The sequence below is a fragment of the Rhodococcus sp. LB1 genome (genome assembly GCF_001583455.1).
GTDB classification, from domain to species: domain Bacteria; phylum Actinomycetota; class Actinomycetes; order Mycobacteriales; family Mycobacteriaceae; genus Rhodococcus_F; species Rhodococcus_F opacus.
On the sequence record NZ_LTCZ01000063.1, the window covers coordinates 14,765 to 29,607 of the forward strand.

The following is a 14,843-nucleotide window of genomic DNA, read 5'->3' on the forward strand; positions in this document are numbered from 1 at the left end:
GAGTAGTAGCTGGGAACGTTTACAGGTAGCATAATATTCTACAGATAGAATACTGTCAGATTATTTAAAGTCTGAGTTAACCTGACGAACCATCGGCAGATCGAACAGGCCAATGATCTGCAGGCGATGACTATTTGCAGCATGGACGCTGTAGGACAGGTGAAGTGTCAGCTGACCTGACATGACGCGCACGAAGCAGGCTGGAGACCCGATGACATCGACCACCGAAAGCAACACGTTCAAGGCGCTGCAGGTGACCCGCCCGCGTGACCAGGTGGAGGGCCAGCTGCGCGAGGCGATCCTGGACGGGCGCTTCACACAGGGCGAGAAGCTTCCGCCCGAGACCGAGCTGGCTCAGCAGTTCGGTGTCAGCCGCCCCACGGTTCGAGAAGCACTCGGCGCCCTGGTGAGCGCGGGGCTGATCCGCAAGATTCCGGGCGTCGCTGGTGGCAGCTTCGTGAATACGGTGACGCCGGACTCCCTCAGCCGGATGCTCAGCGAGTCGATGGACACCATCGTTCGCATCGGCGCCCTGAACATCGACGAGATCACCGAGGTCCGCCGCGTTCTCGAGATCCCCGCTACGGAGTGGGCCGCCCGCAACCGAAGCGAACCCGACATCGCCACGATGAAAGACGTCATCGAGCAGCAGAAAAACATCGCCATCGATGATCCAGACATCCCGGACCTCGACCTGCGTTTCCACACCGCGATCGGCTACGCATCAGGCAATCGCCTGCTGGCCGCGTTCATCGCTTCCGTGCACGACGCAACCCACCCAGCCCAATTCCTCGACGTCACACCAGATGTCGCACAGAAAACGGTGCGACAGCACATCGCGATCGAGGCGGCGATCGAGGCAGGCGACGCCGAGAAGGCCGGAGCTGCCATGCGTGAGCACCTCGACTTCGTGCTCCGCTATTCTCTTACATAACTACCGTTATTTGTCAGACAATACTGGTACTGTTACCCGAGGAAAATCACATCCTTTACTAACAGGCTCCGCGTATTGCCGGTCCGCCGCCGTACGCGCGTCCTGCGCTTGGAGGCACCCATGGACAGCACCCGACCGACTTCACCGCCAGATGAACGGCCCCAGCGTGTTCTCGTGACCGGAGCGGCAGGGTTCGTCGGCTCTCACGTGGTAGAGCTCCTGGCCACCGATCCTCGCGCAGAAGTTATCGCCACCGACGCGGGCGGAGAATCCCGACTGAACGAACTCGGCGAACTCGACGGGGTGTCCGTGCATTTGGCAGACCTGCGAGACCCGTCAGCGATCGCCTCCCTCGTCGCCGACGCCGACGTCGTCATCCATCTGGCCGCGGTCCGCACCCAAGCATCGGCCGAGCGGCCGCGCGATGCCCACGACGTCAACGTCGGGGCGACGTATGACCTGCTCACCGCCGCACGCAACGCCGACACCAAACGGGTCGTCCTAGGTTCCTCGCACACCGTCTACGGATCCTTCCAGGACCCGCATCGCGAACCGTTCGCCGAAGATCACCCCTGGCCCTGCTCCGGAATCAACATGTACGCGGCAACGAAGCTGGCCGGCGAGGCCTACCTCGAAGCGTTCGCATCCGCTGGCGGGCCCGACTACGTAGCTCTCCGGTTGGGGACCATCTACGGCCCGCGCAGCAGCCCGGGCTCGAACGCGACCCTCATGACCGACCTCATCACGGCCATCCACGCGGGCACCACACCGACGATCCCGTGGGCATCGACGGCACAACACGGCCTGATCCATGTCGACGATGTCGCCGAAGCGATCCGCCGCGCGGTGTTCTCCGACGCGACGCGCATGCCGATCAACGTGTCCGGGCTGCCGCGCACGTCGAAGGAGATCTACGGAACCTTGGCCGACATGCTCGGGGCCGACCCCAACAGCATCGTCTTCGACGAGAACAGGACCAGGTATCAGCTGGTCAGCCAGGCACGCCTGAAACAGGTTCTGGACTTCACGCCGGCGGTGGCACTCGAGGACGGACTGCGCAGCGTCATCGACTGGTTCGACGCACAAAACTAGAGTTTTGGTCCTTGCCCGGATATCGCCGAGATATCCTCCAAGGCAACGCGATCTAAGATTTGCCTCGCGCCAATAAGGCTTGCCAACCGGACGCCACTAGTGCCAGCGACCGGGCACCTGTTCTGAATTTGCCGACACACCACCCTGTGGCAGCCTGTCGAGCAGGACGCCTTGCCCGTGGACATGGTCGAGCTTCAGGAACGTCCAGACCACTCGCAACGCTGTGTCGTAGTCGGCCATACGGTCAGATCTCGTACGCAAGTCGGTCTTGGCGCCTGCTTGTACGGCGCGCTCGGCGGAGTCCACTGGTGCAGGCCAAATGAAGGAGACAAGCGCCCGTCATGCGATCCAAAATTGCCAGTCCGCGCACCAGGCCTGTCTCGATGCGTCGCCTGGCCATCGCTAGCTGTGTCGGGACCACGATCGAGCTCGCCGACTTCGGGCTGTTTGCACTTGCCGCCGTATTGGTGTTCCCTCACATCTTCTTCCCGGCGTTGGGGGATGCGGCTGGATTAACGGCCTCACTGGCCACATTTGGTGTCGCGTTCGTGGCCCGCCCTTTCGGGAGTATCTTGTTCGGCCATTTCGGCGACCGCATGGGACGTAAAGGCACGCTAGTCACAACCCTGACCCTTATGGGTGTCTCCACCGTGTTGGTCGGTTTCATCCCGCCTGCATCCCAGATTGGTGTGCTTGCACCCATCATCCTTGTGACGCTTCGGTTTATTCAGGGACTTGCTGTAGGAGGGGAGTGGGCAGGCGCCGTCCTCACGACCGCCGAGTATGCGCCTGCGGGCCGCCGCGGATTTTGGTCCATGTTCGCGTCACTCGGCGGGGGGTTCGGTGCGATCCTCAGCAGCGCGCTGGTGGTCGGCGGAAGCCTCGGCATGAGCGACGAAGATTACCTGAGCTGGGGATGGCGAGTCCCCTTTCTCGCCAGCATCATCCTGGTCGGGGTCGGGCTCTGGGCCCGGCTGAACATCGACGAGACACCAGTCTTCAAGGCCGAAGTCGAACGCCGCGGCGCACCGAAAGCCCCGTTCGTGCAGGCGTTCAAGGCTCAGCCACGCGAGATCATCTTGGCCTCCGGCACCATGCTGATGATCTACTCTTCCTATTACCTCGGCATCACGTTCCTGACAAATTACGGTGGGACCCACCTAGGCATCGCTCGAACGCCGACGCTTCTCACGGCGTTGGCCGCGACTGTGTTTTACACCATCGGCATCTTCCTGGGCGGTCTCACCGCCGACCGATACGGGCGCCGCCTGACCATGGCCGTCGCCGCGACGGCAGCCGTGATCTTTCCGCTGATAATGTTCCCCGTACTCAACGCTGGCGGATTCGCCGGCCTCGCCGTCGCGATGTGCATCACGATGTTCATCACCGGCACGGCGACAGGTCCGCTTGGCGCGTTCCTTTCTGAACTATTCCGCACCCAATACCGCTACAGCGCCGCCGGTTTCAGCTACAACTTCGCCGGCATCGCCGGCGGCGCCATCCCGCCGCTGTTCGCCGCCTCCATCACCCAAGCGTTGGGCGCCTACATGTACGGGGTACTGGTGTCCCTGCTGAGCCTTCTTAGCCTAGCGTGCGTGCTATTGCTCAAAGACAACGCTGGACGCGACCTCACGTCGGAGGTCGGCGGTGCCCGATCACGGCGATCCGTCGTTCGCACCGAATCGTCTGAGCGAACCCGGACCACGACTTAGGTAGGCACACATCGAGATCCGAGACTGAAATTTTCAAGCCACGAAAGGAAACACGATGCAAGGACTGGTATTCACTGGTCACAAGGAAGTCGAGCTACGAGAGTTCACCAAGCCGACACCCGGCCCCGGCGAAGTCGTCATCGCGGTGAAGGCCTCAGGGCTCTGCGGAAGTGACCTACATCAGTATCGCGCGAGTGATCCATCCGGATGCATAGTCGGTCATGAGCCGTGCGGAACAATCGACTCCATCGGTCCGGGCGTCGACCCGCGTGTCGCTGCTGTCGGAGACCGCGTCACAATCCATCACTATGCGGGATGCACCGTATGTGACCAGTGCCGGGCCGGTTGGTTCCAACTCTGCCGACGCACCACCATCCGCTACGGCGCGGATGCCAACGGCTCACACGCACAATATATGCTCGCTCCGGCAGTGACGGTCGTCAAGATTGACGACTCCCTGTCCTACGAAGCGGGTGCGGCCATTGGATGTGGGACGGGGACCGCGTGGGGAGCAATTCAGCGGCTGGGAAACATAGGCGGTAAATCACTGATCGTGTTCGGACAGGGGCCTGTCGGGTTGTCGGCGACGATGCTCGCCACAGCGATGGGAGCACGCGTAATCGCCATCGACGTCGAAGCGACACGATTGGAACGAGCGATCGCGTTCGGAGCGTCCGCCACCGTTAATGCGACCACAACGGACCCGCATGACGCGATCATGGAACTGACTAACGGGCGCGGAGCATCCCATGTGCTTGAAACGTCGGGCGCCGCTCAGGCAGGAGAGAGTGCGCTCGCCTCGCTCGAGCCATGGGCAAGAGTGTGTTTCCTCGGTCTGGGCGGCGCGCCGGTCGAGCTCAATGTCCGCTCGTTGATGCGAACCCAGGCAACGATTATGACGTCCTGGACGCTGTCGATCGTTGAGCTGGCCAGGTGCCTGGAGTTCATTACCGAGCGAGATCTGCCAGTCTCGGACCTCTTCAGTCACCGCTGGCGCCTAGACCAGGCAGAGGAAGCTTACACCGAATTCGACAAACAGAATGCGGGCAAGGGTGTTTTCCTTTTCGGCTGAGGCCCCGAGCAAGCGCCGGGAACGTCTGGTGATTTCTCGCCTGTGGGCCTGACGTTCCCCCGGTACCGTTGCGGAAGCCGGGGTTCGGTTGACGTTGCCGCACCGCGGACCCCAATTGAGTACCAGGTGTGCGCGGATTCTGGCTGAGCTCGCTCCGGCACCCCGTCGACCCGCCGTAGCCAAGCGTGTCACCGCAAATTCTCGCTGCGGCCACACGTGAAAGTGGAGACCTCGAACTGATTGTGCGCCAACCGGATTCCGAAGATCGTCGTCAGATGTGGATCTATTCGCAGAATCAGAGCGGGAGATGTTGGCGGAGGACGGCTGGAAGCGCCATCGCGAAATGGCTCCCCCCGATGAGACCAAGAGCCTGGCCTCCGCCCTCCCGTTCCTGAGCAAACTAAGAGAGAGACAACTCTTGTTTGACGCGACGGTCCGCTCGAAGTTGCTTCCGCCCTGCTATACCTTCCTCACGAGCGCAGTCGTCAGCTCCTGGGCTTACCGTTGCTGCCACCATCTCCCATGAATTGCACGTCGACGTGAGTGCCGCGCAGTGGATGCTAACCATCAATCTTCTGTCCGGGAGATCGCAACGCCGGTCATGGGCCGACTCAGCGTGGGTCCCCACGAGAAGCGTCTGCTTCGCCGCTCCCTGCGGACCGATCGCGGTGCCGATCGCTACGAGCGCGTCGCTGTTGCGTAGAGCATGTAGGTCGACAAGCGGGTAGCACGTGATCGGCGAGACGTTGGTCGGGCGAGCGCCGATCGAGCTCCCGCACTGACTTCGAGGGCGTCGCATCACCTGGGCAATGTGGGCTATCGTTCTGACGGTGCACGTTCCGCATCTTGAGGGCTTCTGATAGTTGGTATTCGCCAAGCACGAACTCGCGAATAGCTGGGCCGTAGCGTTTCGGCTTTCTGTTTACGCCTGTGTCGTTCGAGATGATCCGCGTGCGGCCATCGTCTCGAGATCGACGACACGCGCTCCGCGTGGGGGGGTAGTTGGCCGGTGCAGTCAACCGTCGAGTAGATGCTGCACCAGCGTGCCGTATCGGCGCACCACTTCGTCGCTGCGCTGTGAGCAGGCGTCGGCACCAAAGATTCTCAGCATGGTAGCGAAACCGACGAGGGCGCTCACTGCGAGTTCGGCGCGCAGTCGTGCGTCGACGTCCCCGCCGAGCCGCTCGGTGAGCGGGTCGACGTAACCGCTGGTGAAATGTTGTATCACCGACTGGTGGTCCGGCGCGGTGAGTCGGAGCATGATTGCCCGTGTCATGGGTTCGACCGTGTCGGCATAGAATCGGTCGAATATATCGCGCACAAGCGCCTGGCCGAGGTCGGAACTGGGGCAGGCAGGAAGTGGTAGCGGTTCCACCGTAGCCACTTCGAGAAACAATTCCTGTTTATTACCAACGCATTTCATCACCATGGCGGGGGACAGCTTCGCGAGTGCCGCGATGTCGCGAATGGTGACCTGGCTGTATCCGCGTTCGGAAAAAAGTGCGGCGGCAGCCGCGAGAGCGGCGTCTCTCGCCCGGCTCATTGCGCCACCGCCTCGTCGACACGCGCGGTCGTTGCGGCCAGCTCAGTTGGTTCGTTCAGTTCGAGATCGAGGACAAGCGATCCTCCCCAGACGGTGACCGCACGCGCCACGGTCGAAATGTGGGTGAATGCAGTAAGTATGTACCTCCCGTTCGGGGGAAGAGGCATCTCGTAGGAACCCACCGGCCCCGTTCGCGTGGTACCGACGGTCTCGCCGCTCTGCCGGGTCAGCACGACGACAGCGCCTGCGAGTGGGCCGCGCGGATCGGTCACCGTGCCGGTGATGGTCAATCGCTCGTTCAGGATGATTGTGCCCATGTTGGCTTCTGCGACGAGGTCTGCGAGTCGGGAGTCGGGAGTCCAGCCCTCTGCGGCAGTGACTACGAGGTAGCGTCCGGATCCGGGAATGGCGACCGAGAAGTCGCCCGCTGAGTCCACCTGGCTCCAGTCGACCTGATCTCCGGATTGGGTGAGAACAGTGACGACGGCGCGACGGATGGGTCGTTCGGATTTGCTGAGCACGCGGCCGCGTGCCACTGCGGCGCGAATGCGACCCGGTTGTTCGGGTGACTCTTCTTGAGCTTCACGCAAACCGAGTATGGACAGCGCGATCAGCCCTGCCGTAAGCGAGGCCGCGGCGGCAAGCCAGAACACCAGCAGGAGGGCTCCGAAGCTCGGGAAGACGTCATCTGCGACACGTTGAACGCTCATCGTGGTGACCGCCGCCATCACGGCGCTGGCGGTCGACGTACCGATGTACCGGAGCAGGGTGTTCAGGCCGTTCGCCGATGCGGATTCCGTCACCGGCACAGCGCGCATGATCAGCGTGGGCAACGCGGCGTAGGTCATGGATGTCCCTGCCCCTACCAGCACCGCACCTGTCACGATCTGCCAGAGGCTATCGCTCAGGTAGACCCGGGCGACGTAGGAACCGGCCATGATCATTGCCCCGGCAAGCAGAGTCATCTGGGGACCGTATCTGCGGATGAGTACCGCCGATACCGGAGCCGTCACTCCGAAGATCAACCCGATCGGGGCCATCCACAGTCCGGTGCTCAGAACGTCGAAGCCGAGGCCGTAGCCGGAGCTCACCGGCAGCTGTAGGAGCTGTGGGGTTACCAGCATGTTCGCGAACATGGCAAAACCCAGCAACAGCGAGGCGAGATTGACAAGGAAAACAGGCGGTCGCGCCGCGACACGGACATTGACCAGCGGGTTGCGTACTCGGAGCTCCATGGGTACCCAAACGATGAGCAACAGCACCCCGGCGGCCGCCAGAGCGATAGTGAGACGGGAGGTCCACCCCCAGTGCGCTCCCTTGGACACCGCAAGCATCACGGCCGTCAGAGCAACCGTCCCAACTATCGCCCCGCGGTAGTCGAAGGATCCGCCGGTCTGTACCGGAGACTCGTCGATCACTCGCCAGACTGCCGCGAGAACGACCATTCCAACGACGCCGGTGACCCAGAAGATGGCATGCCAGTCCAGATGCGCCGCGATCAACCCGGACAGGGGCAGGCCGGCACCCGAACCGATGGCCAGGCTCGCGCTCATCAACGCCACGCCGAGCGGCACACGCTCTCGCGGCAGCTCATCACGCATGATTGCGATACCCACCGGGACCAGCGACAGTCCGACGCCTTGCATGGCCCTGGCCGTAATCACGAGCGCGAGATCGGTGCTCAGCGCACCGAGTGCCGAGCCGAGCACCATTGCCGCGAGCGCGACCATCATCATCCGTTTCTTCCCGAACATGTCGGCGAGGCGGGTGACGGTCGGTATCGAGATGGCACCGAACAAAAGGGTCGCGGTGACAAGCCACGAAACGTTGTCGGTGGTGGTGCCGAGCAACTCCGGAAGGTCGGGAAGCAGCGGAAGGACGAGGGTCTGCTGAAGGGAGACCACGGTGCCGGTCAGGGCAAGCGTCGCAACCACTATCCAGCTACGTGACGACGACTCGGACGCGGAGATGTCGAAGGGCGGACTCACGGAACTCCTCGGAGCAATGGTGAACATGTGTTTACTCATCGAGTAAACCACTGTTCACCAGCTGACGTCGAAACGAGGACGGGTGTGTCCGCCGTGCCCTCCCAGTCGATTCGTCTGTTGTGGTTGATTTGAGAGGCATTTGGCCGCCTGTGCTAGCCCGACGCGTCGCGCTGGGCTTGCCTGACGTGTGACCGAGGGTAGGGGTCGCCTGGTCGTTCACGGGAGGGCTTCCACTGTGACGTCGCGTCCTTCGAGGTATTGGAGGTCGTCGAGGCTGGCTGCGTAGCTGCCGAGTACGAGGGAGTCGTCGGCGTGGGTGCTGGGTTCGGTGGTGTACCAGAATCCGACGTTGCCCCAGGGGATGTAGTACAGGAAGTCGCCCTGGTTCAGGATTGAGCCTTCGGTTTCCTCGTGGTCGAGTTCGCGGGGCAGGTAGCTGATCTTCTCGTTGCCAGCGAAGTCCTCGAACTCGAGAGTCAGCGGGAGCATCGACAGGAAGTCCTGGACAGCCCGATTGTCTGCCATGGTGACGTGGATCGACGTGTCACCGGCGGTGAAGCGGACGGTCGTGCCTACTGCGTCATGGGAGGCCGTCGTGTCGAGTACGCGGGGTGTCAATGGCGAAGTCGGTGCAGTCGATGGTGAAGGAGCTCCGGTGCCATCGTCGGTCGTGTTGGTGCTGCAGGCGGCAAGCAGCAGTGGCAAGATCGCGGCGAATGTGAATACGAATGCTGAGGCGAGGGACTTTGATCTCACGGAAGAGTTCCTTTCACACGGGTCGAGGGTGGACGCGATTTGTCCTGTTCAGGCTTGTGGAGTGGGGCGCGGAGTGACTTCGACCGTGGCGGCCTGGGGGCCGGAAGCGACCATGGGTGGCAGATAACTGCTGGCTGCGTACTTGGTTCGGTACGCGGCGTCGATCCGATCCTTCAGTCCTGGGTCGGCAGAGTGGAATGCGACGTCGTAGGTTGCGCCAGCGGTGGTGATCTGCCCGGCCCGCTGGGCGATGGCGGCCTGGTACCAGCGGGAGCGGGTGCTGTTCCAGGCTCGAACGAACAGGCGCCCGTCGACCACGACGGACCAGATCCAGGTCGGGGTGCCGGGCGTGATGCCATCTGCGCGGAAGGGTGCGATGTGCAGGTCGTCGGCGTCGACGATCCGCTCAATGTGTGGGGTCGGCCAACGTTTCATGTGTCGTCCTTTCGTCGGAGGGTTCGTGGACGGGGAATTCGAGGATGATGCGATCGCGCACCCCGCCGGCGTCCAGAAGCCGGTGCGCTTCCGGTGCTTCGGCGGCGGGCAACACCGTCCCGACCCGCATGGACAGGACGCCCTCATTGACTAGGTCGCGCAGGTGAGTGATTGCGGGATGGTCGGTCGCGCGTTGCCGCACGTTCAGACCGTGCACCCGGATCCCGCGTCCTGGATCCCCGTGGTAGGGGCGGAAGGTGGCCAGTTGCCCGCCGTCGCGGATCGCACCGACAATGTCATCGCCGAGTAGGGCGGCATCGGCGACCGCATCCACCCCGCCCGGGACACGCGCGACGACCTCGCGCGCGGCGTCCGGTCCGCGGTGAACGATCTGGTCGGCGCCGAACGAGCGGACCAGGTCGTCGTCCCCAGAGCCTGCGATGGTGATGACCCGGAGGCCTGCGTGGTGGGCGAGCTGGGCGAGGTATCCGCCGACCGAGCCGGCCGCGCCGGTGACCAGTAGCGTCGCCCCTGTAGGAAGGTGGAGGGCCTCGAGCGCGTTGAGCGCAGTCATCGAGTTGTTGATGAAGCTCGCCGCCTCCGGGGCGGACGCCCCCTCTGGGATGCGGGTGACCGACGCGGCGGGCAGGACGACGTAGTCGCTGTAACCGCCGTGTGCGCCGAGATTGTCCACGAATCCGACGACCTTCTGCCCGGCCTCGACCGCCAGAGCCGGGTCGATGTCGTCGCCGACCTCGTCGACGACGCCGGCGACCTCCATGCCTGGCACGAACGGCGGGTGCAGCCCAGCATTCATCTCGGCCAACAGTCCGGTGCGGAGCATCGTGTCGACCGGCGCGACAGCGGCGGCGTGGACCTGGACGCGCACCTGCCCGGGGCCGGGATGCGGGTCCGGGAGATCGACCGGATGGAGGACGTCGGGTCCGCCGTAGGTCTCGAGTGCGATGGCTTTCATTGTGATTCGCTTTCGTCAGAGCAGAGAGCGTCGCTTCCCGCCCGTGCCGAGGACGGGAATCGACAATTCGGCCGTGGAAGAGACTCAGGGTTGGAGGAGGACCTTGATGGCGCGGCGCTCGTCCATGGCCTTGTACCCTTCGGCGACCTCGCTCAGCGGGAGGGTGAGATCGAAGACCTTGCCCGGGTCGATCTCGCGTCGCCAGATCCGGTCGATCAGGTCTGGCAGGAACCGGCGCACCGGGGCGGGACCGCCGTGCAGGTGGATCTCGGCGTAGAACAGTTCTTCGCCGGGCAGGTTCACACCGTGTGAGACGCCGACGAAACCGAGATGCCCACCGGGGCGGGTCGACCGGATGGCCTGCATCATCGCTTCCTGTGTCCCGACCGCTTCGATCACGGAGTGCGCGCCGAGTCCGCCGGTGAGTGCCTTGATTTTCGCGACACCGTCGTCGCCGCGTTCGGTGACGATGTCGGTGGCTCCGAACTCCAGGGCCAGCCGTTGGCGGGGCTCGTGGCGGGACATGGCGATGATCCGGTCGGCGCCGAGTTGCTTGGCGGCGAGAACGGCGAGCAAGCCCACCGCTCCGTCACCGACAACAGCCACAGTCTTACCGGGGCCGGCCTCGGCGGCGACGGCGCCGTACCAGCCGGTGCCGAGCACGTCGGAGGCGGCCAGCAACGACGGGACCAGGTCCGGATCGGGGATGCCGGGGGTGGCGACGAGGGTTCCGTCGGCGAGGGGGACCCGCAGTAGGTGTGCCTGCGCACCACCGGCGCCGGCGAACTCGATGTGCTCGCAGCGGGATTGGTAACCGGCCTGACAGATCTCGCAGGTGTTGTCGGAGGCGAAGAACGATCCGACGACGAAGTCACCGACCTTGACGTTGTTGACGTCGTTGCCGATCTGTTCGACGACGCCGACGTATTCGTGGCCCATGGGGGTGGGTTGGTCGACGGGGTTGATGCCGCGGTAGTCCCACAGGTCCGACCCGCACACGCAGGATGCGGCCAGGCGGATGATCGCGTCGGTCGGGGCGAGGATCTGCGGGTCCTCGCGCTGTTCATAGCGGACGTCGCCGGGGGCGTGGATGACGGCTCCGTACATGCGGTTCAGTTCTCCTCGGTGGTGAAGGCGTTCTTGGCGACGGTCATCGCGGACATGGCCTTGGGCCAGCCGGTGTAGAACGCAAGGTGGGTGATGGTCTCGATGAGTTCCTGTTCGGTCACGCCGTTGTCGCGGGCGAACGGGAGGTGGAAGTTGAGCTGGTCGATGTTGCCCATCGCGAGCAGGGCCGACACGGTGGCCAGGCTGCGGTCGCGCTTGGACAGATCGGGCCGTTCCCACACCTCGTCGAACAGGATCTTGTCGGTGTAGTGGACGAGTCCGGGGGCGAAGTCACCGAACGCGTTCTGTCCACCGGTCCAGCCAGTACCTGTGTTCTCAGCCATGCTTGTTTCCTCTCGTCCGGCATCTGTGGATGCCTCGTCGGTTGTTCAGTTCGTTTCCTGCTGCGACTCCTCGCATGCACCGCCTTCGAATTCATGCCGTTGTGCTGCGTCGCGATCGGTGAGCAATGCACCGATGTCGCGCTCGGCGGGGACGCGACAGACGCCATCGACCACAAAAGATGCTCGACGCCATGAAAGGTCAGGCGAAGTGTTCTTTCGGTGCCATCGTTACCGTCGCGGAACAACGGCAAGTTCTATGACACCTTCAGAACGTCCCCGGAGGGAGTCTCTGATGAGGGGTGTACCAGCAGGGCATCCCCTGGGTGGCTGCGTCGGCATAACGTTTGGGGCGTGGACAACAGGAGTGAAGCACGAGAGTTCCTTATGTCCCGCCGCGCGAACCTCACCCCCGAGCAGGCAGGTCTGACCGTCTCCGGGCAGCGGCGTGTGGCGGGACTGAGACGCAGTGAAGTCGCGATGCTTGCCGATGTGAGCATCGAGTACTACGCCAAGATCGAGCGCGGGAACCTTGCCGGGGTCTCCGATGTCGTCCTCGAAGCGGTCGCGCGAGCGCTGCAACTGGACGACGCCGAACGTGAGCACCTCTTCGACTTGGCCCGCGTCGCGGGCGGCGCCGCCCAACCTGTGCGCAAGCGCAACCCGAAGAGGTGGGTAGCCCGGGAGAGCCTCACGCGGGCACTGGATGTGATCACTTACGGGCCCGCGTTCGTACGCAATGGCCGAATGGACATCCTTGCCACCAACGCGCTGGGTCGCGCGTTCTACGATCGCGTCTTCGACCGGCCGGGGCAGGGCAATCTCGCGCGGTTCTGCTTCCTCGACGAGCGCGCCAAGGAGTTCTACCCAGACTGGGAAGCCGCCTCCGACATCACCGTGTCGATCCTACGGACCGAGGCTGGCCGCGACCCCCGCGACAAGCAACTGCACGATCTCATCGGGGAGCTCTCCACACGCAGTGACGCGTTCCGCACCCGGTGGGGCGCGCACAACGTACGCCGCCACGGCTCGGGCACCAAAAACTTCCAGCACCACGTTGTCGGCGAGTTGACCTTGTCCTACGAGGGCATGGAGCTGACCGCCGAACCCGGACTCTCGTTCCTCATCTACACCGCCGAGCCCGGTTCAGCGAGCCAGGAACGGCTCGATCTCCTGGCGAGCTGGGCCGCCACCGCACATCAACAGGAAGACACCGACCCGCAGAAGACTCAGGCCTCTGCACCGAAAGAGACGAGTCTATGAAACAGCTTCCCCAAAACCCGACAGGTAAGAACCCTCCGGAACAGTTCACCGGCGACGTGTGGGTCGACCCGATCGCTGCCCCGCAGGAGCCGGGCCAGCGGATGGTCGTCGCCTGTGTCCGGTTCGCGCCCAGTGCCCGCACCGCCTGGCACTCCCACGAGAACGGTCAAACCCTGCACATCACCGATGGTGTCGCGCTGATCGGCGCTCGCGACGGAACCGTGATCCGCGCCACCCCCGGCCAGACCATCTACACCCCGCCCGGGGAGGAGCACTGGCACGGAGCCGCCCCGGACCGATTCATGGAACACCTGGCCCTGCTCGAGAACGGCGACGACCCGGCCACGACGACGACCTGGCTCGAACACGTTGACGACGCCGACTACACCCGCGCACACGAGTCCGACGGGATCATCCGCCTCACCTGCACATCGGCGGACGGCCAACTCATGGTTGGCGAGGCGAGGCGACTGATCAAAGCCAGCGGATTTGGGGTTGTGCCCGACGACCCACTCGGGATCTCCAGTGCACGTGTCGTGTCGGTGTCACCCGACTTCTGCGACATGCGGGGCGACGAGATGCGGGCGAGCGAACCCCGGTGTGGGTCGTGGGTGGCGGAAAGACCGCGATGGATACCGCTCACGCACTGATCACGGAATACCCCGGTCGGGAAGTGAACCTCGTCGCAGGTTCAGGCACATTCTTTTCGAACCGCAACCGTCTATTCCCTGTCGGCGGCCAACGATGGTGGGGCGGCACATTGGTGACCGGCATTTTCATGGAACTGGGTCGGCGCTTCGACGGGACCAACGAGACCGATGTCGCGACCTGGTTACGCGATACCTACGGCACCTGGTTGACGCCCACTGCAGGCAACTACCTGCTGGGCTTGCTCTCCGAGTCGGAGAACGAGGCGATCGCGACCGGCCTGAACGAGGTGATCATGGATCACGTCGTGGATGCTGTCGACCGCAACGGCGAGACCGACTTGGTGTTCCGCAGCGGATCAGCGAAGACGATTCAACCGGGCAGCTGGATAGTGAACTGCACCGGGTACATGCTGCGTGGCGACCACCCCTACGAGCCCTACGTGTCCGACAGCGGTGCGGTCGTCTCGGTGCAGCCGCGCTCTGCCACACTCCATCTGACCTCGTACATGGGTTACTTCTTGACCCACCTACTGTTCTTGGACAAGCTCAGGGAGGTCCCGCCGTATGAGCTCGACGCGCCGGATCTGCGGAAGAAGTCGACTGCGGTATTTCCGTATACGCTCGGATCGCTCGCGATGCACAATCTCAGCCTGATTGTCGACAGTGTCCCGAACAAGGTGTTGCTCGATTGCGGACTCGATCTCGATCGCTGGTATCCGCTGCTACGCCGCATGATTGGGACGGCGCGGTTCATGCTCACCCATCGCCGCGGACGCGAGCACCTCCGGCAGACCCTGGACACTGTGCGTGAACGATTCGATGTTCGCTGCGGCCCACTGAGTTATGCGTAATCATCAGTTTCCTGACGCCTCATGTCCACGACGACCCGCGGGGGCGCAGCTCGATCCCGTAAGCGGATCGGCGGATTCTGGCGGTCATCGCAACAGCAGTCGGTCCATCTCTTCGATGGGTGT

13 protein-coding genes and 1 pseudogene are annotated in these 14,843 nt (G+C 63.5%); 7 read left to right on the top strand and 7 right to left on the bottom strand.

Annotated features, from left to right (window positions below):
- The first annotated feature begins 211 nt into the window (after positions 1-211).
- From AZG88_RS11955 to AZG88_RS11970, 4 genes are all read left to right on the top strand, one after another.
- Positions 212-934 carry a FadR/GntR family transcriptional regulator gene (locus AZG88_RS11955; RefSeq protein ID WP_063886795.1) on the top strand — a complete coding sequence of 241 codons (723 nt, stop codon included), beginning with the start codon at positions 212-214 and terminating at the stop codon, positions 932-934.
- 174 nt (positions 935-1,108) lie between these two features.
- Positions 1,109-2,026, top strand: a complete 918-nt coding sequence (locus AZG88_RS11960) for an NAD-dependent epimerase/dehydratase family protein (RefSeq protein ID WP_231913946.1) — start codon at positions 1,109-1,111, stop codon at positions 2,024-2,026.
- 341 nt (positions 2,027-2,367) lie between these two features.
- Positions 2,368-3,738 carry an MFS transporter gene (locus AZG88_RS11965; protein WP_231913949.1) on the top strand — a complete coding sequence of 457 codons (1,371 nt, stop codon included), beginning with the start codon at positions 2,368-2,370 and terminating at the stop codon, positions 3,736-3,738.
- A 55-nt stretch (positions 3,739-3,793) separates the two neighbouring features.
- A complete protein-coding gene (locus AZG88_RS11970; protein ID WP_061697786.1) occupies positions 3,794-4,810 on the top strand; it encodes a zinc-dependent alcohol dehydrogenase family protein in 1,017 nt (338 codons plus the stop codon).
- 1,015 nt (positions 4,811-5,825) lie between these two features.
- Here AZG88_RS11970 and AZG88_RS11980 read toward each other — a convergent pair.
- From AZG88_RS11980 to AZG88_RS12010, 7 genes are all read right to left on the bottom strand, one after another.
- The gene (locus AZG88_RS11980) at positions 5,826-6,353 is read right to left on the bottom strand and encodes a TetR/AcrR family transcriptional regulator (RefSeq protein WP_061697788.1); all 528 of its coding nucleotides are present in this window, start codon (positions 6,351-6,353) and stop codon (positions 5,826-5,828) included.
- Entirely contained in the window at positions 6,350-8,341 is a 1,992-nt protein-coding gene (locus AZG88_RS11985; protein ID WP_197487809.1) for an MFS transporter, read from the bottom strand. Before AZG88_RS11985 ends, AZG88_RS11980 begins: the two co-directional genes overlap by 4 nt.
- A 216-nt stretch (positions 8,342-8,557) precedes the next feature.
- On the bottom strand, positions 8,558-8,959 hold the full coding sequence (locus tag AZG88_RS11990; RefSeq protein ID WP_061697790.1) for a cyclophilin-like fold protein: 402 nt from the start codon (positions 8,957-8,959) through the stop codon (positions 8,558-8,560).
- 186 nt (positions 8,960-9,145) lie between these two features.
- The gene (locus AZG88_RS11995; protein ID WP_061697791.1) at positions 9,146-9,532 is read right to left on the bottom strand and encodes a DUF2255 family protein; all 387 of its coding nucleotides are present in this window, start codon (positions 9,530-9,532) and stop codon (positions 9,146-9,148) included.
- On the bottom strand, positions 9,504-10,508 hold the full coding sequence (locus tag AZG88_RS12000) for a quinone oxidoreductase family protein (protein ID WP_063886798.1): 1,005 nt from the start codon (positions 10,506-10,508) through the stop codon (positions 9,504-9,506). Before AZG88_RS12000 ends, AZG88_RS11995 begins: the two co-directional genes overlap by 29 nt.
- Before the next feature lie 84 nt (positions 10,509-10,592).
- Entirely contained in the window at positions 10,593-11,615 is a 1,023-nt protein-coding gene (locus AZG88_RS12005; RefSeq protein ID WP_061697792.1) for a zinc-dependent alcohol dehydrogenase family protein, read from the bottom strand.
- Positions 11,616-11,620: 5 nt separating this feature from the next.
- The gene (locus tag AZG88_RS12010) at positions 11,621-11,959 is read right to left on the bottom strand and encodes a carboxymuconolactone decarboxylase family protein (RefSeq protein WP_061697793.1); all 339 of its coding nucleotides are present in this window, start codon (positions 11,957-11,959) and stop codon (positions 11,621-11,623) included.
- 351 nt (positions 11,960-12,310) lie between these two features.
- Between AZG88_RS12010 and AZG88_RS12015 the strand changes: the two genes are divergently transcribed.
- The 3 genes and pseudogenes from AZG88_RS12015 to AZG88_RS12025 all read left to right on the top strand — a co-directional run bounded on the left by AZG88_RS12015 (position 12,311) and on the right by AZG88_RS12025 (position 14,720).
- A complete protein-coding gene (locus AZG88_RS12015; protein ID WP_061697794.1) occupies positions 12,311-13,219 on the top strand; it encodes a helix-turn-helix transcriptional regulator in 909 nt (302 codons plus the stop codon).
- Positions 13,216-13,605 (top strand): annotated as a pseudogene (locus AZG88_RS12020) ((R)-mandelonitrile lyase); the annotation flags it as partial. The gene AZG88_RS12015 and the pseudogene AZG88_RS12020, both read left to right, overlap by 4 nt.
- Before the next feature lie 377 nt (positions 13,606-13,982).
- Entirely contained in the window at positions 13,983-14,720 is a 738-nt protein-coding gene (locus tag AZG88_RS12025) for a hypothetical protein (protein WP_231913950.1), read from the top strand.
- The last annotated feature ends 123 nt before the right edge of the window (positions 14,721-14,843 follow it).